At 70.6% G+C, this 19706-nt stretch carries 17 protein-coding genes; 9 read left to right on the top strand and 8 right to left on the bottom strand.

The features are described from left to right. Positions 1-104: 104 nt before the first annotated feature. Positions 105-1112 (bottom strand): CobW family GTP-binding protein, encoded by a 1008-nt coding sequence (locus tag ACLBX8_RS17225; protein WP_427508632.1) that lies wholly within the window; start codon positions 1110-1112, stop codon positions 105-107. A 293-nt stretch (positions 1113-1405) separates the two neighbouring features. On the opposite strand from ACLBX8_RS17225, the gene ACLBX8_RS17230 reads away from it, so the two are divergent. The 3 genes from ACLBX8_RS17230 (at position 1406) to ACLBX8_RS17240 (ending at position 7568) form a co-directional block, all read left to right on the top strand. Further along, the gene (locus ACLBX8_RS17230; protein WP_447699471.1) at positions 1406-2728 is read left to right on the top strand and encodes an efflux RND transporter periplasmic adaptor subunit; all 1323 of its coding nucleotides are present in this window, start codon (positions 1406-1408) and stop codon (positions 2726-2728) included. 11 nt (positions 2729-2739) lie between these two features. Beyond that, positions 2740-5889 carry an efflux RND transporter permease subunit gene (locus ACLBX8_RS17235; protein ID WP_447699472.1) on the top strand — a complete coding sequence of 1050 codons (3150 nt, stop codon included), beginning with the start codon at positions 2740-2742 and terminating at the stop codon, positions 5887-5889. Between the two features lie 143 nt (positions 5890-6032). After that, a complete protein-coding gene (locus tag ACLBX8_RS17240) occupies positions 6033-7568 on the top strand; it encodes an efflux transporter outer membrane subunit (protein WP_331297820.1) in 1536 nt (511 codons plus the stop codon). 10 nt (positions 7569-7578) lie between these two features. Here ACLBX8_RS17240 and ACLBX8_RS17245 read toward each other — a convergent pair whose 3' ends face one another. From ACLBX8_RS17245 to ACLBX8_RS17260, 4 genes are all read right to left on the bottom strand, one after another. Beyond that, positions 7579-8370: a flagellar hook basal-body protein gene (locus ACLBX8_RS17245; protein ID WP_056525841.1), complete on the bottom strand. Its 792-nt coding sequence runs from the start codon at positions 8368-8370 to the stop codon at positions 7579-7581. A 136-nt stretch (positions 8371-8506) separates the two neighbouring features. Continuing rightward, on the bottom strand, positions 8507-8989 hold the full coding sequence (locus tag ACLBX8_RS17250) for a secondary thiamine-phosphate synthase enzyme YjbQ (RefSeq protein WP_091679661.1): 483 nt from the start codon (positions 8987-8989) through the stop codon (positions 8507-8509). After that, positions 8986-10704: a cisplatin damage response ATP-dependent DNA ligase gene (locus ACLBX8_RS17255; protein ID WP_447699475.1), complete on the bottom strand. Its 1719-nt coding sequence runs from the start codon at positions 10702-10704 to the stop codon at positions 8986-8988. The genes ACLBX8_RS17250 and ACLBX8_RS17255 overlap by 4 nt, the downstream gene beginning before the upstream one ends. Then, the gene (locus ACLBX8_RS17260; RefSeq protein ID WP_447699476.1) at positions 10701-11756 is read right to left on the bottom strand and encodes a ligase-associated DNA damage response exonuclease; all 1056 of its coding nucleotides are present in this window, start codon (positions 11754-11756) and stop codon (positions 10701-10703) included. Before ACLBX8_RS17260 ends, ACLBX8_RS17255 begins: the two co-directional genes overlap by 4 nt. A 68-nt stretch (positions 11757-11824) precedes the next feature. Between ACLBX8_RS17260 and ACLBX8_RS17265 the strand changes: the two genes are divergently transcribed. Continuing rightward, positions 11825-12772, top strand: coding sequence for a class I SAM-dependent DNA methyltransferase (locus ACLBX8_RS17265; protein WP_447715553.1), 948 nt, complete (start codon positions 11825-11827; stop codon positions 12770-12772). A gap of 69 nt (positions 12773-12841) precedes the next feature. After that, the gene (locus tag ACLBX8_RS17270) at positions 12842-13636 is read left to right on the top strand and encodes a YoaK family protein (RefSeq protein ID WP_447715554.1); all 795 of its coding nucleotides are present in this window, start codon (positions 12842-12844) and stop codon (positions 13634-13636) included. 24 nt (positions 13637-13660) lie between these two features. Here the strand turns inward: ACLBX8_RS17270 and arfB are convergent, their stop codons facing one another. Next, positions 13661-14092 carry an alternative ribosome rescue aminoacyl-tRNA hydrolase ArfB gene (gene arfB / locus ACLBX8_RS17275; RefSeq protein ID WP_091926121.1) on the bottom strand — a complete coding sequence of 144 codons (432 nt, stop codon included), beginning with the start codon at positions 14090-14092 and terminating at the stop codon, positions 13661-13663. Between the two features lie 175 nt (positions 14093-14267). Next, the gene (locus ACLBX8_RS17280) at positions 14268-14564 is read right to left on the bottom strand and encodes a BolA family protein (RefSeq protein ID WP_020092683.1); all 297 of its coding nucleotides are present in this window, start codon (positions 14562-14564) and stop codon (positions 14268-14270) included. A 108-nt stretch (positions 14565-14672) separates the two neighbouring features. Here ACLBX8_RS17280 and ACLBX8_RS17285 point away from each other — a divergent pair, with 108 nt between their 5' ends. The 4 genes from ACLBX8_RS17285 to cobT all read left to right on the top strand — a co-directional run bounded on the left by ACLBX8_RS17285 (position 14673) and on the right by cobT (position 18916). Continuing rightward, the gene (locus tag ACLBX8_RS17285) at positions 14673-15299 is read left to right on the top strand and encodes a J domain-containing protein (RefSeq protein ID WP_447699478.1); all 627 of its coding nucleotides are present in this window, start codon (positions 14673-14675) and stop codon (positions 15297-15299) included. A 208-nt stretch (positions 15300-15507) separates the two neighbouring features. Then, positions 15508-16491: a cobaltochelatase subunit CobS gene (cobS, locus tag ACLBX8_RS17290; protein ID WP_012320633.1), complete on the top strand. Its 984-nt coding sequence runs from the start codon at positions 15508-15510 to the stop codon at positions 16489-16491. A 5-nt stretch (positions 16492-16496) separates the two neighbouring features. Further along, positions 16497-17006, top strand: a complete 510-nt coding sequence (locus ACLBX8_RS17295) for a DUF29 domain-containing protein (RefSeq protein ID WP_447715555.1) — start codon at positions 16497-16499, stop codon at positions 17004-17006. Positions 17007-17011: 5 nt separating this feature from the next. Further along, positions 17012-18916, top strand: a complete 1905-nt coding sequence (gene cobT, locus ACLBX8_RS17300) for a cobaltochelatase subunit CobT (RefSeq protein WP_020092686.1) — start codon at positions 17012-17014, stop codon at positions 18914-18916. Between the two features lie 350 nt (positions 18917-19266). Here the strand turns inward: cobT and rpmB are convergent, their stop codons facing one another. Beyond that, positions 19267-19569 (bottom strand): 50S ribosomal protein L28, encoded by a 303-nt coding sequence (rpmB, locus tag ACLBX8_RS17305; RefSeq protein ID WP_012320636.1) that lies wholly within the window; start codon positions 19567-19569, stop codon positions 19267-19269. Positions 19570-19706 lie beyond the last annotated feature (137 nt).

The following is a 19706-nucleotide window of genomic DNA, read 5'->3' on the forward strand; positions in this document are numbered from 1 at the left end:
CGCGGGCTCCGCGGGCCGGTTACGCGGGCCCGCGCCGTCCGTGATGCCACGGAAACGTTGAGAATCGCCTTCCCGGCGCGGGGCGCCGGGGAGGCGGCGCCCATTCAGGCGCGGCAGGCCTCGAAGCCCTCCTTGATCGCCGCCGGATCGAGGTTGCGGCCGATGAACACCACCCGCGAGACCCGCTCCTCGTCCTTGCCCCAGTCGCCCTGCACGTCGCCGTCGAGGATCATGTGCACGCCCTGGAAGACGAAGCGCTTCGGCTCGTCGGGGAAGGCCACGATTCCCTTGCACCGCAGGATGTCCGGACCCTGCGACTGGGTGAGGTTCGAGATCCACGGCATGAACTTGTCCGGGTCGACCGCGCCCTCGATCTTGGCCGAGATCGAGCGGATGTCGGAATCGTGATGGTGGTGGTGCCCCGCCTCGAGGAAGTCGGGCTCGACGTCGAGGATGCGGTCGAGGTCGAAGGCGTTGCGCTCGAGGACCGCGTCGAGGGGCACGGCGCAGTTCTGCGTGCGGTGGAGCTTGGCCAGCGGGTTGATCGTGCGGATCTCGGCCTCGACGCGGTCGAGGTCGGCCGGGGAGACGAGGTCGCTCTTGTTGAGCAGGATCACGTCCGCGAAGGCGATCTGGTTCTTCGCCTCCGGCGCGTCCTTCAGGCGGTCGGACAGCCACTTGGCGTCGGCCACCGTCACCACGGCGTCGAGGCGGGCGGCCTCGCCGACATCCTGGTCGACGAAGAAGGTCTGTGCCACGGGGGCCGGGTCGGCGAGGCCGGTCGTCTCGACGATGATCGCGTCGAACTTGCCCCGGCGCTTCACCAGCCCGTCCATGATCCGGATCAGGTCGCCGCGCACCGTGCAGCAGACGCAGCCGTTGTTCATCTCGAACACCTCCTCGTCCGCGCCGACGACGAGGTCGTTGTCGATGCCGATCTCGCCGAACTCGTTGACGATCACGGCGTAGCGCTTGCCGTGGTTCTCGGTGAGGATCCGGTTGAGGAGCGTGGTCTTGCCCGCGCCGAGGTAGCCGGTGAGCACGGTGACCGGGATCTTGCCGGCGGCGGAACCGGGAGCGGCCGGGGCGGAAGCGTTGCTCGTATCGGACATGACGGCTTCTTCGGTGACGGGTGCGGGATCGCGCGGGCCTGGACCCGCGAGCGTTGTCATATTGTAACAAATCCCGTCAAAGGAAGACGGGGCCACACGGTTTCGCGACCGGGGCGCCGGATCGATTGCCTGTCGGACAAGCTTTGCTCTAGGCACGCCGTACCGCCCGAATCTTCCCGCGGCGCGCCATAGAAAAGCACCAGCGACCGCATTGATGTAGGCGTCGTCCGGGCACGTATCGTACTCTCGTCACCCAGCCCGGACTCTCGGCCCGGACCTAGAAGATCATCCGCATGGACGCCCGAAATCCGCTGGACCAGGACGAGGCCGTCGCCGTCCCCGCGCGCGGGCGCCGGTGGCCCGGCCTGCTGATCGCCGCCGTCCTGCTCGCGGCCGCCCTGGGCGCCACCATCGCGTTTCCCGACCGGACCCGCGAGGCCGCCGCGCACCTCGTCGCGGCCGTGACCGGGCTGTTCGCCCCGGGCAACCCCGACCCGGGCATCGATGTGGATAAGGCCGGCCCGGTGGAGCGGGTGTTCCGGCCCTCCAAGGAGCAGCGGGCCGCCTTCGAGATCCTGCCGGTCGCCAACCTCGTGTTCCGGCCCGAGGGCTCGGCCGAGGGACGGATCGCCCTCAACGAGGACGACAACGTCCCGGTGGTCTCGCCCTATGCCGGCCGGGTGACGAAGGTCCTGGTCCGCGCCGGCGACGACGTGAAGGCCGGCGACGTGCTGCTGACGCTCGAGGCCACCGACATGGTCCAGGCGCAGAACGACTATCAGGCGGCCGTGAACAACCTCCAGAAGCAGCAGGCGCTCCTGAAGCTCGACCAGACCATCGCGCAGCGCCAGCAGGAGCTGTTCCAGGCCCGCGCGACGGCGCTGAAGGACTACCAGTCGGCCCAGAACGACGTCATCGCCGCCCAGAGCGACCTGAAGACCGCCGAGGGCGCCCTCGACGCGGTGCGGAGCCGCCTGCGCCTGCTCGGCAAGACGGACGCCGAGATCGCCGCCTTCGAGAAGAACGGCACGATGAGCGCCGAGACGCAGATCCGGGCGCCGATCGCCGGCACGATCGTCCAGCGCAAGGTCGGCATCGGGCAGTACCTCTCGGCCTCCAGCGACCCGGTCTTCGTGATCGGCGACCTGTCGACGGTCTGGCTCGTGGCCAACGTCCGCGAGAGCGAGATCCCCAAGATCCGCATCGGCCAGGAGGTCGAGGCGAAGGTGGCGGGCTTCGGCGCGCGGGTGTTCAAGGCCCGGGTGAACTACATGGCCTCCAGCCTCGACCCCGCGACGCGGCGCCTCGCGGTGCGCAGCGAGGTCGACAACCCGGACCGCGTACTGCGCCCGGAGATGTTCGCCACCTACACGATCATCACCGGCAAGGGTGAGCCGAGCCCGAGCGTGCCGGTGGCCGCCATCGTGTACGAGGGCGACCGCACCCACGTCTGGGTGGCGCGGCCCGACGGCGCCGTGGAGGCGCGCGACATCAAGCTCGGCCTGATCAACGGCGACAACGCCCAGGTCGTCCAGGGCCTGAGCGCGGGCGAGCAGGTCGTCACCCGCGGGGCCCTGTTCATCGACCGGGCGGCCACCGGCGACAAGGCGTCCTGAGCGGGGATCCGATGAACGCCCTGATCGCCTTCTCGCTGCGCCAGCGCGTGCTGGTGGTGCTGCTGTTCGTCGTGATGCTCGGCGTCGGCTACGGCGCCTACACGCAGCTCAACATCGAGGCCTACCCCGATCCGGTCCCGCCGCTCGTCGACGTGATCACCCAGAATCCGGGCCAGTCGGCCGACGAGATCGAGCGCTACATCACCATCCCCCTGGAGGTGGCGCTCGCCGGCATCCCGAACGCCCAGGTGGTCCGGACGATCTCGCTGTTCGGCCTCTCGGACGTGAAGGTCCAGTTTAACTACGAGTACACGTACGAGCAGGCGCTGCAGCGGGTGCTCAACCGCCTGTCGCAGGCGCCGACCCTGCCCAACGGCGCCACGCCGCAGATCTCGCCGACGAGCCCTGTGGGCGAGATCATGCGCTACAAGCTCGTCGGCCCGGCGGGCTACTCGCCGATGGACATGAAGACCCTGCAGGACTGGGTGCTGCAGCGCCGGTTCAAGGCGATCCCCGGCGTCGTCGACGTCACGGCCTTCGGCGGCAAGGCCAAGGAGTACGAGGTCGCGGTCGACCTGAACCGCCTCCAGGCCCAGGGCCTGACCCTGGTGCAGCTGACCAACGCGCTGAACAACGCCTCGATCAACGTCGGCGGCCAGACGCTGAACGTCGGGCAGCAATCGGCGGTGGTGCGCGGCATCGGCCTGATCCGCGACATGGACGACATTCGCGACACGATGATCAGCCTCGTCAACGGCACCCCGGTGCTCGTGCGGGACGTGGCGGAGGTGCGCGTATCGAACGCCCCGCGCCTCGGCATCGTCGGGCACGACAACCAGCCCGACATCGTCGAGGGCATCGTGCTCATGACCCGCGGCGGCAAGAGCCTGCCGACGCTGGAGCGGGTCGAGGCCGAGATCGACAAGATCAACAGCTCCACGATCCTGCCGCCCGACGTGAAGATCGAGCGGATCTACGACCGCTCGGGCCTGATCCACACCACCACCCACACGGTGATGCACAACCTCGTCTTCGGCGTGGTGCTGGTGTTCGTGGTGCAGTGGCTGTTCCTCGGCTCGCTCACGAGCGCGATCATCGTGGCGGCCACGATCCCGTTCGCGCTCGGCTTCGCGATCCTGATCCTGGTGGTGCGCGGCGACTCGGCCAACCTGCTGTCGCTCGGCGCGATCGATTTCGGCCTGATCGTCGACGCGACCGTGATCATGGTGGAGAACGTCTTCCGCCACATCGCCGAGCCCGATCACGTGAAGGGCGAGGATCCGCCCGACGGCCTCACCGGGCGGCTCGGCACGATCGCGATCGCCGGGCGCGAGGTGAACCGGGCGATCTTCTTCTCGGCGACGATCATCATCGTCGGCTTCCTGCCGCTGTTCACGATGACCGGCGTCGAGGGCCACATCTTCGGCCCGATGGCCAAGACCTACGCGTACGCGCTGCTCGGCGGCCTGCTCGCGACCTTCACCGTCTCGCCCGCGCTCTCGGCCCTGATGCTGCCGAAGAAGCTCGAGGAGCGCGACACCCTGATCGTGCGGGTGCTGCGCGTCGGCCACGAGGCGGCCCTGCGCTTCGGCCTGCGCAACCGGATCCTGGCGGTCGCCGTGATGCTGGCGGTGCTGCTGGTCTCGGGCCTCACGGCCCGCAATCTCGGCCTCGAGTTCCTGCCGCGTCTCGAGGAGGGCAACCTCTACGTGCGCGGCACGATGCCGTCCTCGATCTCGCTGGAGGCCGGCAACGGCTACGTCCAGCGCATGCGCAAGATCTTCCAGGAGGTTCCGGAGGTCACCACCGTCCTGTCGCACCAGGGCCGCCCGAACGACGGCACCGACGCCACCGGCTTCTTCAACGTCGAGATCCTGGCGCCGCTCAAGCCGATCGACCAGTGGCGCAAGGGCCTCGACAAGGAGACCCTGATCCAGGACCTCAGCAAGAAGCTGGAGGCAGAATTCCCCGGTATCGAGTTCAACTTCTCACAGTATATCGAGGACAACGTCCAGGAGGCCGCGTCGGGCGTGAAGGGCGAGAACTCGGTCAAGATCTACGGCAACGACCTCGCGCAGCTCACCAAGACCGCCAACGCCGTCAAGGCCGCGCTCGCCACCGTCCCGGGCGTCACCGACCTGTCGGTGTTCGAATCCCTCGGCCAGCCGACGGTGCGGATCGACGTCGACCGCCACAAGGCCGCCCGCTACGGCCTCTCGATCGGCGACGTGAACACCACGATCCAGGCGGCGATCGGCGGCCAGACCGCGGGCGACCTCTACGAGTACGGCTCCGACCGCCACTTCCCGATGCGGGTGCGGCTCGCCAAGGAGTACCGCTCCTCGCTCGCCGGCATCCGCAACATCGCGGTCGGCGCCCAGAACCCCAACGGCGGCGTGATCCAGGTGCCGCTCTCCGAGATCGCCGACGTCGACCTCGTCTCCGGCGCCTCGTTCATCTACCGCGAGGACCAGCAGCGCTACATCCCGGTGAAGTTCTCGGTGCGCGGCCGCGACCTCGGCAGCGCCGTGCTCGAGGCCCAGCGAAAGGTCGCCGACGCGGTCGACCTCCCGCCGGGCTACCGGCTGGAATGGGTCGGGCAGTTCACCAACCTGAAGGAGGCGGCCGCCCGGCTGAGCCTCGTGGTGCCGATCACGCTGCTGCTGATCGCCCTGCTCCTCTACATCAATTTCTCGTCGGTGGCCGACATGCTGCTGACCCTGTCGGTCATCCCGATGGCGATGATCGGCGGCATCTTCGCCCTGGCGCTGACCGGCACGCCGTTCTCGATCTCGGCGGCGATCGGCTTCATCGCGCTGTTCGGGATCTCGACCATGGAGGGCGTGATCCTGCTCGCCTACTACAACCAGCTGCTCGACGAGGGCTGGAGGCGGCAGGAGGCGGTCTGGCACGCCGCCGTGGTGCGCATGCGCCCGGTGATGATGACCTGCGTGGCGGCCTGCGTCGGCCTGCTGCCGGCCGCCGTCTCCACCGGCATCGGCTCGCAGGTGCAGAAGCCGCTGGCGCTCGTGGTTGTGGGCGGCATCATCCTGGCGCCGAACCTGATCCTCGTGATCGTCCCGGTGCTGATCTCACTGTTCTCCCGCCGCCGCCCGAACCCGGACGCCCGGGCGCGGCCCGCGCACCGGGCCGCCGCGTGAGCCGGCTCACGACCCCGCGGGCCGGCGCGCGGCCCGTTGCAGGGGGGCCACAACGGCCGCGCCGCGCGCGCCGCCCGGGGACGGTCGGATTGACTTGGCAGCGGGTCGCGCCGCTCTACCGAGGTGAGGTTTTCGGGGGCGGGATGGTGAGCTTTGCGCCGAGACGGTGCGGACGGGCGACCGCGTGGCTGGCGGCCTCCCTGGGCCTGTCGGCCTGCGCGGTCGGCCCGAACTTCGTGGCGCCCGAGGCTCCGCCGGTCGGCCGCTACACCAAAGAACCGCTGCAGAATCCCTCCGCGGCCGACAACATCCGGACCCGGCAGGGCGGCTCGGCCGACCAGAGCTTCGTGTCCGGCGCCGACATCCCGGGCGAGTGGTGGAGGCTGTTCCACTCGAAGGCCCTGAACCGCGTCGTCGAGCAGGCGCTCGCCAACAACCCGACGCTGGAGGCCGCGCAGGCCTCCCTGCGGGTGGCGCAGCAGAACGTGCTGGCCCAGAAGGGCACCCTCTACCCGAGCCTGACCGCGACGCCACAGGTCCAGGGGGCGCTGGCGCCCGGCCTCGACCTGCAATCGCCCCTCAACAATCAGAGCCGGTACCTCTACAGCCTGTCCACGCCGCAGGCGGTGGTCTCGTACAATCCCGACGTGTTCGGCGGGAATCGCCGGCAGATCGAGTCGCTGGAGGCCACCACCGAGAACCAGCGCTTCCAGCTGGAGGCGGCCTACCTGAGCCTGACCGCCAACGTCGTCGCCGCCGCGATCCAGGAAGCGTCCCTGCGGGCGCAGATCGACGCGACCCGCAAGGTGATCCAGGCGCAGACCGAGGTCCTGCAGCTCTACAACAAGCAGCTCTCGCTGGGTCAGATCGCCGGGGCCGACGTGGTGCAGCAGCAGGCCGCGCTGGCGCTGTCACAGCAGCTCCTGCCGCCGCTGGAGAAGGCGCTCGCCCAGCAGCGCAACCTGCTGACCGCCCTGGCGGGGCGCCTGCCCTCCGACGAGGTCTCCGAGACCTTCGACCTCGCCGCCCTGCGCCTGCCGACCCGGCTCCCGGTGAGCCTGCCCTCGCGGCTCGTGCAGCAGCGCCCCGACGTGAAGGCGGCGGAGGCCCTGGTGCAGCAGGCGAGCGCCAATGTCGGCGTCGCGGTGGCGAACCGCCTGCCGCAGTTCAGCCTGACCGCCACGGGCGGCTCCAGCGCCACGCGGATCGCCCAGATCGCCAATCCGGGGGCGGCGTTCTTCACGATCATCGGGCAGGCGACGGCGCCGATCTTCGATGCCGGCACCCTGTTCCGGCGCCAGCGGGCCGCCGAGGAATCGCTGACGGAGGCGCAGGCGCAGTACAAGGCGACGGTGATCACCGCCTTCCAGAACGTCGCGGATGCGCTGCGCGCGCTCCAGGCCGACGCCAAGGCCGTGGCCGCCGCCGACGCAGCGGTGAGTGCCACGAACCAGAGCCTCGCGCTGATCCGCAAGCAGTACACGGCCGGGGCGATCACCTCCTCGCAGGTGCTGATCGCCCAGCAGGGCTACCTCTCGGCGCTGGTGACCTCGGCGGCGGCGCGCGCCACCCAGTACGCCGACACCGCCGCGCTGTTCGTGGCCCTCGGCGGCGGCTGGTGGAACCGCGCCGACGTGGCACCGCCGCCACCCGAGAAGGACCCGCTGAAGTTCCTCTGACGGGGCCGCCTCAGGTGTACATCGCGATGGCGTCCTGCAGCATCTGGTCGGTGGTGCTCATGACCTTGGTGTTGGCCGTGTAGGCCTGCTGGGTCTCGATCATCTTCGAGAACTGATCCGAGATCCCGGCATTCGACTGCTCCACCGAGCCGGCCGTGATGGTCGCGCCGTTGAGGCCGTAGCTCGGCGTACCGGACTGGCCGGTGGCCACGTAGGTGCCGCCATCGAGCGAGGCGAGGTTGTCCTGCATGCCGAACTGCGCCAGCTGCAGCGTGCCGAGGGCCAGGGTGCTGCCGTCCGCGGCCGTGCCCGTGAGGGTGCCGGCGGGCGAGACCGCGAGGCTCGCCAGGGTGCTCGCCCCGGTCGGAACCTGGACGGGGGTCGTCGCCGAGGGGCCGGCGAACAGGTAGTAGCCCGCGCCATTGGAGAGGTAGCCGCTGGCGTCCGGCGCGAAGTCGCCGCGCCGCGTGTAGCCGGTATCGCCGGCGAAGGCCGGGCTGTCCGGCGTCCCGGTGTTCTTCTTGACGACGAAGTAGCCGTTGCCCGAGATCGCGAGGTTGGTCGCCACACCGGTCGACTGCATCGTGCCCTGGATGTTGAGGCTGTTGCGCGTGCTCGGCAGCACGCCGCCGGTCAGCTGCGTGCCGTCCCGGGTCTCGGCCAGCATGTCGGCGAACCGCGTCTCGGTGGACTTGAAGCCCACCGTCTGGGTGTTGGCGATGTTCCCCGAGATGTTGTTCAGGGCCAGCGACTGCGCCGAGGCGCCGGAAATCGAGTTCGAGAGCGCGGTGTAAAGGCCCATCGGGGTCTCCGTTCGCCGGAGCGGCACGGCCCCCGATCCGACGGAAGCCGATAAGGACCCACTATGGTTAACCGACGGTGTGTGACCGCGTGTTGCTGAGCCGGCCCGCGCCGCCCGCGCGACGCCGGCGGACGCGTCACGCCCCGAGGACGCTCAGCACGATCTCCCGCCGGTGCGGCCGGTCGCGGTGCTCGATCAGGTAGATCCCCTGCCACGTGCCGAGCGCCAGCGCCCCGCCGACCAGCGGGATCGTCAGGGCCGAATCGGTGACCAGGGTGCGGATATGGGCCGGCATGTCGTCCGGCCCCTCGGCGCCGTGGACGTAGCTGGCATTCCGGGGGGCGAACCCGTCCAGCGCGGTCATCAGGTCGGTCTGGACGTCGGGATCGGCATTCTCCTGGATGGTCAGCGAGGCCGAGGTGTGCCGGCAGAACACCGTGACGAGCCCGTCCCGGACGCCGCTGTCGCGCACGAACGCGGCCACCGCGGCGGTGAAGTCCGTGAAGCCCGGCCCCGGGGTCGCGACGGTCAGGCGCGCGCTGGCGTGGCGCTCCACCGGACCGGAGGCCAGCGCCTCGACCGGCCCGATCCTGCCCTCCCGCCCGTGTCCCTGTCTCATGTGATCGTCTCCGATAAGGTCGTGCCCGGCGCGATCTCGCGCTCGCCGCGGGCGAGGATCCGTTCCAGCACGTCGATCCGGTCGGCCTCCGCGGGCGGCTTGTCCCAGCGGATGCGGCTGACCCGGGGGAAGCGCATGGCCACGCCCGACTTGTGCCGGGTCGAGCGCTGCACGCCCTCGAAGGCGATCTCGAGCACGAGCCCGGCCTCGCGGCCGTGGGCGACCTCGCGCACCGGGCCGAAGCGCTTGGTGGTGTTGTTGCGGACGTAGCGGTCGAGCTTGGCGAGCTCGGCGTCGGTGAAGCCGTGATAGGCCTTGCCCACCGGCACCAGCTCGTCGCCGCCCTCGGGGGCCTCCCGCCAGACGCCGAACGTGTAGTCCGAGTAGAAGGACGAGCGCTTCCCGTGCCCGCGCTGTGCGTACATCATCACGGCGTCGACGATGTGCGGCTCGCGCTTCCACTTCCACCAGGGTCCCTTGGGGCGTCCCGGCAGGTAGGGGCTGTTGAGGCGCTTGAGCATCACGCCCTCGATGGCGTCGGCATCCGCGCCGGCGCCCACCGAGGCCGGGTCCGCCCGCGCGGCCGCCAGGGCCTCCCAGTCCGCGAAGGGCACGAGCGGCGAGATGTCGATCCGCGCGTGGTCGAGGCGCGTGACCAGCGCCTCCAGCTTCCGCCGCCGCTCCGCGAAGGGCTCTGCCCGCAGGTCGTCGCCCTCCAGGGCGAGGAGGTCGTAGGCCCGCACGTGGGCCGGGAACTCCTCCAGGAGCTTGCCCGTCACAGCCTTCCGGTTCAGGCGCTGCTGCAGCACGTTGAAGCTCTGCACCCGCCGCTCGCGGAGGATCAGCAGTTCGCCGTCGAGGGCGCCCGCGAAGGTGATGGCCTCGGCGAGGTCCGGGAACGCCCCGGTGATGTCCTCGCCGGTGCGCGAATAGACCTTCCCGACCTGCTGGCCGGCCCGGTCGAGACCGCCGACGAGCTGGACGCGGATGCCGTCCCACTTCCACTCGGCCGAGAACGCCCCGGCCTCCAGCTTCTCGAGGTCGGCCTCCTCCTCGATCGGGTGCGACAGCATCGGCGGCCGGAACGGCGCGGGGTTCAGGGTCTCGGGCCGCTCGGCCCGGCCCTCGACCCAGGCGAACAGGGTCTCGAAGGGTGGGGTCAGCCCGTGCCAGACCTCCTCGACGGCGTCGGCGTCGTGGTTGCCCAGCGCGCCCACCGCCGTCTTGGCGAGCCGCGCCGAGACGCCGACCCGCAGGTTGCCGGTGACCAGCTTCAGGAGCGCCCAGCGCCCGGTCTCGTCGAGGGCGTCGAGCCAGTCGGCGAGATGGCGGGACAGCTCGCGCTTGGGGATGGTCGCGAGGGTCTCCACGACCTCGGCCAGGGTCGGGACATGCGGCGGCGGGTTGTTGTGGCCGGGGCCCGGTTCCCGCGGCGCCTCCGCCGGTCCCGGCCAGATCAGCGCCGTCGTCTCCGCGAGGTCGCCCACGTAATTGTGCGACAGCCGGAACAGCACCGGGTCGATCCGCTCCTCGACCAGTCCCCGGATCAGGGCCGGCTTGGCCTCGCGGAAGCTCAGCGTGCCGGTCATGGCACCGAGTGCGTAGCCGCGCTCGGGATCGAGCGTGCGCGCGAAGTAGTCCTGGAGCATGCGCAGCTTGGCGTTGCGGCGCGGCTCGTAGGCGAGGCGGTCGAGCAGGTGGGCGAAGTCGTTCACGCCGCCGCCTCCGCCCCGGAGCCCGCCTCCGAGGTCCCCTCGACCTCGCCGTCATCGCCGTAGCCGAGCAGGTGGAGCGGCTTCGCCCGGATTCCCTGAGTCCCGCACCAGTGGACCAGCGCGTCCTCCTGGCCGTGGGTCACCCAGACCTCGCCGGCTCCGGTGTCGCGGATGGTGCGGCACAGGTCCGGCCAGTCGGAATGGTCGGAGATCACCAGCGGCAGCTCGACGCCCTTCTGGCGGGCGCGGGCGCGCACCCGCATCCAGCCCGAGGCGAAGCAGGTCACCGGGTCGGGGAACTTGCGGGACCACAGGTCCTGGATCGACGAGGGCGGGCAGAGCACGATCGCCCCGTGCAGGTCCTTCCGCTCGGCGGCCACGACCTTGGGCGTGTCGCCGAGCGGCACGCCCTCCTCCTTGTAGAGCGTCGTCAGCTTCTCCATGGCGCCGTGCAGGTGGATCGGGCTGTCCCAGCCCTCCTCGCGCAGGAGCGCCATCACCCGCTGCGCCTTGCCGAGCGCGTAGGCGCCCACGATGTGGGCGCGCTCCGGGAACAGCTTCACCGATTCGAGGAGCTTGCGGACCTCGCCCCGCGTATCGGGATGGGTGAAGACCGGCAGTCCGAAGGTCGCCTCGGTGATGAACACGTCGCAGGGCACGACCTCGAAGGGCAGGCAGGTCGGGTCCGGCGCGCGCTTGTAGTCGCCCGACACCACGACGCGGACGCCGTCCCGCTCGATGGCGATCTGTGCCGACCCGAGGACGTGGCCGGCCGGGGCGAAGCGCACGGTCACGTCGCCGACGCGGAGCGCCGCGCCGAGCTGCGCCTCCTGCCGCTGGCGGCAGAAATCCGCGCCGTAGCGCACCGCCATGATCCGCAGGGTCTCGGGCGTCGCCAGCACCTGGCCGTGGCCCGCGCGGGCGTGGTCGGCGTGCCCGTGCGTGATCAGCGCGCGCTCCACGGGCCAGGTCGGATCGACGTGGAAGCGCCCGAGGGGGCAGTAGAGACCCTCGCGGGTCAGGGTGAGGAGATCGCTGGCGCGTATCGGCATCGGGTCCGTGCTGCCGGTGGAGTCCGCCGGTGGCCCCGGTATATAGGCGCCCCCGACCCGGCAGACGCATGGCCTCGCAGCTCAGTTCCGGCGACCTCCTCGCCGATCGCCGCTACCGCTACGCCGAGGCCTGCCTCGCCGACGGCGACCACGCGGCCGCCGCCGACCTCGCCGAGCAGGTCCTGGCACGCGCCCCGCGCTACGCGCCGGCCTGGCTCCTGCTGGGCCGGGCGCGCGCGGGCCTGGCCGCCGCCGGCCCCGATCCGGCCCTGCGCGACGCGGCGGCGCGGGCCTTTTCCCGCGCCCTCGACATCGATCCCGAGGACCGGCTGGGCGTGCGCGCGCATCTCGTCCGCCTGGGCGGCGGCGACACCCTCCCGGTCCTGTCGCCAGCCTATGTCCGCGCCCTGTTCGACGACTACGCGCCGCGGTTCGAGCGCCACCTCGTGGACGGCCTCGGCTATGTCGGCCCGCAGCTCGTCCGCGACGCCCTGCCGTGCGTTCCGGAGCGCTTCGCGGTCGGTCTCGATCTCGGCTGCGGCACGGGGCTGATGGGCGAGGTCGTGCGCGACCGGGTCGATCATCTGACCGGGATCGACCTCTCCCCCGGGATGCTGGCGGTGGCGCGGGCCAAGACGGCGCGGGGTCGGCCGCTCTACGAGCGCCTCGTCGAGGGCGACATCGGCGCCGCCCTGACCGACCTGCCGGAGGCGTCGGCCGACCTCTGCCTCGCCGCGGACGTCCTGATCTACGTCGCGGACCTCGCGACGTTCCTGGCGCGGGTGGGGCGGGTCCTGCGGCCGGGCGGGCTCGGTGCCGTCACGGTGCAATCCCACGACGGACCCGGTTCCGTCCTGGGCGCGGACGGCCGCTACGCCCACGCGGAGGCCCACATCGCGGCGACGGCCGCCGCGTCCGGATTGGAGCTGCTGACGACGAGACCGGCGGAAGTCCGTCGCGAGGGCGGACGGCCAGTGCCGGGGCGCGTCGTTGTGTTGCGGCGCACATCGGCATGAAACCGCTCCGCTATTCGTCCATTGTCAGTCGACCGCGACTAGGCGCGGCGGCTCGATCGGGGGATCAGCATGGCGGAATACGGAAGTCGGACAGGTGGTGCAGCACCGCAGCGGAAACCTGAGCCACCGGCCGACAAGTCGTTTCCCGCCGATCCGCGAACCCGGATTCCCTTCGCGATCGCCCTGGCGGCGCTCGCGGGCTGCGCCGATTCCATCGGCTTCCTGGAATTCTCGCAGCTCTTCATGTCGTTCATGTCGGGCAACACCACCCGCTTCGGCGTGGCGGTGGCCAACGCCGACTGGGAGAACGTCAGCCGCGTCGCCAGCACGATCTGCATGTTCTGCTTCGGCGCCTTCCTGGGAACGCTGATCGCCGCCTGGGTCGGGCGCTGGCGCCTCGCCGTCCTGCTGACGCTCCAGGCCCTGCTGCTCGCCGGAGGCCTGCTGATGCCCTGGGGTACCTTCGCGTACCCGCTCCACGCCTACCCGATCGTCCTGGCGCTGGGCCTCCAGAACGCGACGCTGCAGGACGAGGGCGGCCGCTCCCTGGCGCTCACCTACGTCACGGGCGCCGTGGTGCGTTTCGGCACGGGCTGCGCCAACCTGCTGCTCGGCACGGTGGCGCCGTCCTTCTGGATCCAGGCACCGCTCTGGGCCGGGCTGAGCACCGGCGCGGTCGTGGGCGGCCTGCTCGACATGCGCTACGGCGAATCGGCCTTCCTGTTCCCGGCGGCCCTGGCCGCCATCCTGGCGATGATCGCGATCGTCCTGACCATCGCCAAGCCGGGCAGCACCCTGGTGGCGGGCTCCTCCCCGGCGCCCGACGCCAGCCCGAAGGCCGAGGTCATCGACGCGATCCACTGAGACCCGGCCGCGGCGGGATCGGGGTCAGCCGTCCGAATCCCGGACGCTGCCCCGGCCCTGCTTGATCGCGGCGCGGCTCTTCTTCGCGCCGATGCGCCGCTCCTGCGAGCCCCGGGTCGGCTTCGTGGGCCGGCGGATCGGCGGCGGCGGCTTGGCCGCTTCCGCCACCAGATCGACGAGCCGCTGCAGCACGTCGGCCCGGTTGCGCTCCTGCGTCCGGTGCCGCTGCCCGGCGAGGACGAGAACGCCGTCCTTGGTCATCCGCCGCCCGGCGAGCCGCACCAGATTGGCCCGCACCCGCTCGTCGAGGGCGGGCGAGGCCAGCGCCGCCCAGCGCAGCTGGACCGCGGTCTCGACCTTGTTGACGTTCTGTCCGCCGGCGCCCGAGGCGCGCATGAAGGACAGCTCGATCTCGTCCTCGTCGATGGCGATGCGCGGCGTCACCCGCAGGGCCATGGCGCCCTCCCCGGCTGCGCGACGACGGCGCGCCGCGCCCCCGCGTCGGGTGCGCAGCCCGCGAGCGGACGGATGCGGATCGGCGGCCCCGTCACCATATCTGTCTCGTGCCTCCCGTCCCGTACACCGCGCCCCGTCGGAGCGATCCCGCCCTCGTCCTACGCGAAGCCCCGATTCAGGCCGCCTCGGCCGGCGTGCGGGCGCGGAGCGCGAGGGCGTGCAGCCCCCGCTTGAACGCGTCGTCGAGCAGCGCGTTCACCAAGCGGTGCCGCTCGACGCGGCTCTTGCCCTCGAACGCCGACGCGACGATGTCGAGCCGGTAATGGGTCTCGCCCCCCGGCCGCGCTCCGGCGTGGCCGGCATGCAGATGCGACTCGTCGATCACGTCGAGCCGCGCCGGCGCGAGTTGCTCCCGCAGCCGCGCCTCCATCCAGTCCCGCAGGGTGCCGCCCGCGCCCGCACCGTCCGTCATCGTGCCCTCGCGTCGTGTCCGTGGGCGCCGTCAAGCCCGATCCCGCGCATGCGTCATCAGGCCCGGTGCCCTTGTGTCTCAGGTCCGCCCCCTCATAATCGGCCCGTCATGGATCTCAACTCGCGCCTGTTCGACAGCATCCGGATCAAGCCGACCTGCGACGAGCCGAAGCCCGCCGCGGAAGCCGGCTGCGAGAGCCCCGGCTGCACCCATCCGGGCCTGTACCGGGCGCCGAAGGGGCGGAAGGCGGAGGGCCAGTACTGGCGCTTCTGCATCGACCATGTCCGCGCCTACAACGCCACCTACAATTACTTCGATGGCATGAACGACGCCGCCGTTCAGGCCTACCAGAAGGACGCGATCATCGGTCATCGCCCAACCTGGGCGATGGGCGTGAACCGGACCGGCGAGGCCAAGCCGGCGGACGAGCCGGTTCGGGACTGGGCCTACGTCGATCCCCTCGGCATCCTGCGCGGCGAGGGCGTCGGCGACGCGCGCCGGCGTGCCCGCCAGCCCGAGGAGCCGCGCAAGCCCAAGCACTCGGCGACGGTGCGCCGCGCCCTCGACGTGATGGGCCTCGAGGAGGGCGCGGACGCGGCCGCCATCAAGGCGCAGTACAAGGTGCTGGTGAAGCGCTTCCACCCGGACGCCAACGGCGGCGACCGCTCCTTCGAGGACCGCCTGCGCGACATCATCCGCGCCCACGACGTGCTCCGCGCGGCCGGTCTCTGCTGAGCGGCACGAACGATGCACGCCGGTTCGCACCCAGGATAGGGCAAACCGCGCGGGGCGGCCCTATATGGGATCCATGCCGGTCGGTGGCGCGCGAGCGCGCCGCCGTCTAAGGATGGCTCCGCCCCGCCGCGGAGGCCCGGCTCGACGTCCTTCCGCGCGGATGCTTCACTGTTTGGAAGTGGAGCGCCCGCGCCTCACGAGGTTCCGAATGCTCTCTGACGCTACGCCCGCCGCGCTGCCCGACCGCACCGTCTCCGTCCGCGATGTCTTCGGCATCGACCTCGACCTCAAGGTGCCGGCCTTCGCCGAGCCCGAGGAGCACGTGCCGGATGTCGACCCGGACTACATCTTCGACCGGGAGACGACGCTCGCGATCCTGGCCGGCTTCGCCCGCAACCGCCGCGTGATGGTCACCGGCTATCACGGCACCGGCAAGTCGACCCATATCGAGCAGGTCGCCGCCCGGCTGAACTGGCCGTGCATCCGGATCAACCTCGACAGCCACGTCTCGCGCATCGACCTCGTTGGCAAGGACGCCATCGTCCTGCAGGACGGCAAGCAGGTCACCGCCTTCCAGGACGGGATCCTGCCCTGGGCGCTGCAGAACAACGTCGCGCTCGTGTTCGACGAGTACGACGCCGGCCGCCCGGACGTGATGTTCGTGATCCAGCGCGTGCTGGAGCTCTCGGGCCGGCTGACGCTCCTCGACCAGAAGCGCGTGATCCGCCCGCACCCGGCCTTCCGGCTGTTCGCCACCGCCAACACGGTGGGCCTCGGCGACACGTCGGGCCTCTATCACGGCACCCAGCAGATCAACCAGGGTCAGATGGACCGCTGGTCGATCGTCACCACGCTCAACTACCTGCCGCACGACCGCGAGGTCGACATCGTGCTGTCGAAGGCGACCCATTACCGGGGCGACCAGGGCCGCGACATCGTCAACCGGATGGTGCGCGTGGCGGATCTTACTCGCAACGCCTTCATGAACGGCGACCTCTCCACCGTCATGAGCCCGCGCACGGTGATCACCTGGGCCGAGAACGCCGACATCTTCAAGGATATCGGCTTCGCCTTCCGGGTGACGTTCCTCAACAAGTGCGACGAGCTAGAGCGGACGCTGGTGGCCGAGTTCTACCAGCGCGCCTTCGGCAAGGAGCTGCCCGAGAGCGCGGTGAACGTCGCGCTGAGCTGACCCGCATGGAGGAGCCCGTGGCGCGTCCAGCCGAGACCGCTGTGATGGACGTGGACACCCCGTCCGCGGCCATCCGCACGCGCTACGAGGATGACCTCCATAGCTGGGCGCGGGAGCAGGTCGCCCTGCTCCGCGCCCGCCGGTTCGACGAGATCGACGTCGAGCGCGTCGCGGAGGAGCTGGAGGACGTGTCGAGGCGCGAATTCTCCAAGCTCTACAGCTGTCTGCGCGTCCTGCTGATGCACATGCTGAAGTGGGATCAGCAGCCCGAGCACCGCACGCCGAGCTGGATCTACTCGATCCGCGAGCAACGCCGCCGGTTCGACCGTCTGCTGACCGACAGCCCGAGCCTCAAGGCGCGCCTCGAGGAGGCTCTGACACAGGCTTACCCGGACGCGCGCGACTGGGCCGCCGACGAGACCCATCTGATGCCGGACGAGTTTCCGTCTGCCTGTCCCTACAGCTGGGATGAGATCCGGGCTCGCCCCTTCGATCTCGATTCCGCGAAGAAGTAGCCCGCATGTCCATCTCCAACCGCAAGCCCGGCGAGCGCCGCGAACCTGTGGCCGAGCCCCTGAAGCGCTCGGTGGCCGGGTGCCTGCGCGCCATCGCACGGCGCTCCGAGGTCGAGGTCACCTACGCGACCGACCGGCCGGCGCTCACCGGCGACAAGGCCCGCCTCCCCGAACCCCCGCGCAAGCTCTCGGCGCAGGACGTCGCGGTGCTGCGCGGCAACGCCGACGCCATGGCGTTGCGGCTGGGCTGCCACGACGTGGCCGTCCACCGCCGTCTCGCTCCCGAGAACGCACCCGCGCGCGCCGTGTACGACGCCGTCGAGCAGGCCCGGGTCGAGGCGATCGGGTCGCGCCGGATGGCGGGCGTGGCCAGCAACATCTCGGCGATGCTGGAGGACCGCTACCATCGCGGCGGCAAGTACGAGTCCATCACCGACCGGGCCGACGCTCCGATGGAGGATGCTGTCGCCCTGATGGTGCGCGAGCGCCTGACCGGCCAGAAGCCGCCCGAGGCCGCCACCAAGATCGTCGAGCTGTGGCGCGAGCATATCGAGGCCAAGGCCGGCCCGAACCTCGACGGGCTGCTCGGCTCGATCGAGGATCAGCGCAAGTTCGCCCGCTCGGTGCGCGACCTCCTCACCTCCCTCGACATGTCGGACGAGACGCCGTTCGACGCGGAGGACGACGAGAACGACGACGAGAACGACGCCCAGGACGACGAGCAGAACCCCAGCGAGGGCGATTCGGAGGAGAAGAGCCAGGGCGAGCGCGCCGAGATCGAGACCTCCGAGGAGGCCTCCGACGAGATCGAGGAGGGCGCCCAGGAATCCGCCGACGCACCGTCCGGTGAGTTGCCCGAGGAGGCCGAGGACGCGGAGTCGGAGGAGGCCTCGGAGGCCTCGCGCCCGCCGCAGCGGCAGGGCAACGAGGCGCGCGGGCCCGAGTACAAAGTGTTCAATCCGCGGTTCGACGAGGTCATCCACGCCGAGGAGCTGTGCGACGCCGACGAGCTGTCGCGCCTGCGCTCCTATCTCGACAAGCAGCTCTCGCACCTGCAGGGCGTGGTCGGCCGCCTCGCCAACCGGCTCCAGCGCCGCCTTCTCGCCCAGCAGAACCGCGCCTGGGAGTTCGACCTGGAGGAGGGCCAGCTCGACCCGGCGCGGCTCGTGCGCGTGGTCATCGACCCGTACCAGCCGCTCTCCTTCAAGCAGGAGAAGGATACCAACTTCCGCGACACGGTGGTCACGCTGCTCCTCGACAATTCGGGCTCGATGCGCGGCCGGCCGATCACCGTGGCGGCGACCTGCGCCGACATCCTGGCGCGGACGCTGGAGCGCTGCGGTGTGAAGGTGGAGATCCTGGGCTTCACCACCCGTGCCTGGAAGGGCGGCCAGAGCCGCGAGGCGTGGCTCGCCGCCGGCAAGCCGCCGAATCCCGGCCGCCTGAACGACCTGCGCCACATCGTCTACAAGTCGGCCGACGCGCCCTGGCGGCGCGCGCGGAAGAACCTCGGGCTGATGATGCGCGAGGGGCTGCTCAAGGAGAACATCGACGGCGAGGCCCTGGACTGGGCGCACAAGCGTCTGCTCGGGCGGCCGGAGCAGCGCAAGATCCTGATGGTGATCTCCGACGGCGCGCCGGTGGACGATTCGACCCTGTCGGTGAATGCCGGCAACTACCTGGAGCGGCACCTGCGCTGGATGATCGAGGAGATCGAGACGCGCTCGCCGGTGGAACTGCTGGCCATCGGCATCGGCCACGACGTGACCCGGTACTACCGCCGCGCCGTGACGATCATCGACGCCGAGGAGCTCGGCGGGGCGATGACCGAGAAGCTGGCCGAGCTGTTCGAGGAGGACGGCGCGGCGCCGACGGGGCGGATGCTGCGCGCAGCGGGCGGGCGGCGGTAATCACGCCCCGCGCTGCCGCGCAACAGACGATCCGCGTCGAGGAAGCCGGCAGATTCGGGCCGAACCTCGACACGGTTCATGTTCGCAACTTGGACGGCGAAGCCCCCTCGTCATCAAGAGCGCAGCGAAGTGACCTAGGGCAGCGCGGAGCTTGTCCACGTGGCGCCGCCTGGATTGCTTCGCTCCGCTCGCAAAGACGGCGCAGGGGCATCGGCCGGACACTGACGGCAGCCTGCGGCCGAGCTCTGGATTGCTTGGAGTGGCATGCCACCGCAAACAAGCGGAAACCGCCGCGGCCTCGACGGCCACGGCGGTTCAAACCGTCCGATAGGGGCGTGAAGCCCGACGACTCAGGCCGCGGCGGCCGGGGTCTCGGCGAGCTTCTTGTGGATCTCGCGCTTCAGGAGGCGGGCGGTCTGCGACAGGTCGCCCTCGCCGGCCTTGATCAGGAAGGCGTCGAGGCCGCCGCGGTGCTCCACCGAGCGCAGGGCGTGCGCCGTGACCCGCAGGCGAACGCGCTTGCCCAACGCGTCGGACTGGAGGGTGACATTGCACAGGTTCGGCAGGAACCGGCACTTGGTCTTGCGGTTCGAGTGGCTCACGAGGTGGCCGACCTGAACGGCCTTGCCGGTGAGTTCGCAGCGGCGCGCCATGATAAAAAACGATCCCGTCTCGTTCCGCCCGGTGAAGACCCGATCGCGGCCGGCGCGATCATCGTCGCAGCGGGCGACGCCCATTGCGTGTTCCAGGTCCGGCGGAGTCCTGTTGAAGGCGCGAGCCTATAGGCGAC

This window comes from Methylobacterium sp. D48H (genome assembly GCF_053345715.1).

Bases quoted from the DNA above. Each gene is read 5' to 3' on its own strand.
- ACLBX8_RS17250 (WP_091679661.1), bottom strand. From the start codon at position 8,989: ATGAGACAGGGACACGGGCGGGAGGGCAGGATCGGGCCGGTCGAGGCG.
- rpmB (WP_012320636.1), bottom strand. From the start codon at position 19,569: ATGGCGCGCCGCTGCGAACTCACCGGCAAGGCCGTTCAGGTCGGCCAC.
- ACLBX8_RS17265 (WP_447715553.1), top strand. From the start codon at position 11,825: ATGGCCTCGCAGCTCAGTTCCGGCGACCTCCTCGCCGATCGCCGCTAC.
- cobT (WP_020092686.1), top strand. From the start codon at position 17,012: ATGTCCATCTCCAACCGCAAGCCCGGCGAGCGCCGCGAACCTGTGGCC.
- ACLBX8_RS17240 (WP_331297820.1), top strand. From the start codon at position 6,033: ATGGTGAGCTTTGCGCCGAGACGGTGCGGACGGGCGACCGCGTGGCTG.
- cobS (WP_012320633.1), top strand. From the start codon at position 15,508: ATGCTCTCTGACGCTACGCCCGCCGCGCTGCCCGACCGCACCGTCTCC.
- ACLBX8_RS17280 (WP_020092683.1), bottom strand. From the start codon at position 14,564: ATGACGGACGGTGCGGGCGCGGGCGGCACCCTGCGGGACTGGATGGAG.
- ACLBX8_RS17295 (WP_447715555.1), top strand. From the start codon at position 16,497: ATGGAGGAGCCCGTGGCGCGTCCAGCCGAGACCGCTGTGATGGACGTG.
- ACLBX8_RS17225 (WP_427508632.1), bottom strand. From the start codon at position 1,112: ATGTCCGATACGAGCAACGCTTCCGCCCCGGCCGCTCCCGGTTCCGCC.
- ACLBX8_RS17230 (WP_447699471.1), top strand. From the start codon at position 1,406: ATGGACGCCCGAAATCCGCTGGACCAGGACGAGGCCGTCGCCGTCCCC.
- ACLBX8_RS17245 (WP_056525841.1), bottom strand. From the start codon at position 8,370: ATGGGCCTTTACACCGCGCTCTCGAACTCGATTTCCGGCGCCTCGGCG.
- ACLBX8_RS17260 (WP_447699476.1), bottom strand. From the start codon at position 11,756: ATGCCGATACGCGCCAGCGATCTCCTCACCCTGACCCGCGAGGGTCTC.
- ACLBX8_RS17285 (WP_447699478.1), top strand. From the start codon at position 14,673: ATGGATCTCAACTCGCGCCTGTTCGACAGCATCCGGATCAAGCCGACC.
- ACLBX8_RS17235 (WP_447699472.1), top strand. From the start codon at position 2,740: ATGAACGCCCTGATCGCCTTCTCGCTGCGCCAGCGCGTGCTGGTGGTG.
- ACLBX8_RS17270 (WP_447715554.1), top strand. From the start codon at position 12,842: ATGGCGGAATACGGAAGTCGGACAGGTGGTGCAGCACCGCAGCGGAAA.
- arfB (WP_091926121.1), bottom strand. From the start codon at position 14,092: ATGGCCCTGCGGGTGACGCCGCGCATCGCCATCGACGAGGACGAGATC.